This is a genomic window from Brucella grignonensis (assembly GCF_002252505.1).
Taxonomy (GTDB): Bacteria; Pseudomonadota; Alphaproteobacteria; order Rhizobiales; family Rhizobiaceae; genus Brucella; species Brucella grignonensis.
Genome location: NZ_NNRL01000034.1, coordinates 1 through 1,213, shown reverse-complemented (window position 1 = coordinate 1,213; position 1,213 = coordinate 1). Strand labels below are relative to the sequence as shown.

Here is a 1,213-nt window from a genome sequence, read left to right as displayed (position 1 = left end):
GTATAATTGAAGAGCTCAAAGGAACGGTCCAGCTCCCAAGGCCACAGGTCAAGACGGCAGAGGTGGCGACGGTAGAAGTGGAGGACTGCATCTTGGTACTCAGTGCTTTCGACCGTGCCCTCCTGCTCGTGCTTGTCGAGCATCAAGCGTAACGCAGGATCGAGCCTGGAACGCATTGCCTCACAATCCTGGACCCAACGCGCCACGTCGATAACAGGGCTCGCCAGGATCACGCTTCTCAACCCATCGGGCTTGGAAATAGCGTATTCCGCCGCGATAGTGCCCCCCCAGGAGCTTCCAAAGACGTCCAGGACCGAAAGGTTCAGACGACTTCGAAGGCATGAGATTTCATCTAGGAATCTCGGAAGGCGCCAATTTGCCTCGTCCCCTGGCATATCGGAGTTTCCGCTGTCGAGCTGATCGTAAAGGATAACCGGCCGCGTGTCGGACAACGCTGCGAGCGTGAGGAGATAGTGATGCGATAGACCGGGTCCGCCGTGGATACAGAGGATAGGGGTGGCACCGGCTGCGAAATGCGCCTTTCCACTCAGCCTGAACCAAATCCTTCCGCCGGGCACTGCGCAAAAGCCAACCTCTTCCGGATCAAACGCAGCACCATATTGCATCGCTAGCATCGCAAGTCCCCTTTTAGGATAAGGCTCTGACGATACAGAGGCTGACACCTCTAAGATACCTATCAAACTTCACAGTTTTGCCCGCACTCCAACCGGTCGGACGAAGGTTGCCACGACGGTGACATTCCTTCTTCAGTCTGATTGAGCGTGGATTCCGAGGTTATCCGGCCGGGTATTCCAACTTGAAGCCGGCCACCATTCCGGAATGAAGCCGGCCACGATTCCGATTAATATCCGGCCACTTTAACGAGGCTAAAGAGAACACATCTGGGTCAGCAACTTTGGCATGACGGTCCTTTTGAACAAGGGACGCGTGATGCCGGCAAAGAGAAGGCTGACCATGAGACACTTACGACAAATGCTGCGGCTTGCCGGTGACGGAACGAGCGCCCGCGAGATTGCGCAGAGACTGGGAATAGCGCGCAGCACCGTGCAGGATAATCTGAAGCGGGCGGCCGCGGCGGAGCTGAGCTGGCCGCTGCCGGGCGACCTGACCGACGATGTGTTGGAGAGCCGGCTGTTCGCCAGGGCGGGGGTGAAGCAGGGCCTGCGCCGGCTTCCCGAGCCGAACTGGGCGC

Annotated in this window: 2 protein-coding genes; one reads left to right on the top strand and one right to left on the bottom strand. The window is 58.0% G+C overall.

What is annotated here, in order from left to right; genetic code table 11:
- Positions 1 to 635 (bottom strand): alpha/beta fold hydrolase (locus tag CEV33_RS00400; RefSeq protein ID WP_141211518.1); only part of this gene is annotated, 635 nt, incomplete at its 3' end.
- 286 nt (positions 636 to 921) lie between these two features.
- Here CEV33_RS00400 and CEV33_RS00395 point away from each other — a divergent pair.
- On the top strand, positions 922 to 1,213 hold a 292-nt coding region (locus tag CEV33_RS00395), incomplete at its 3' end, for a helix-turn-helix domain-containing protein (protein ID WP_235818317.1).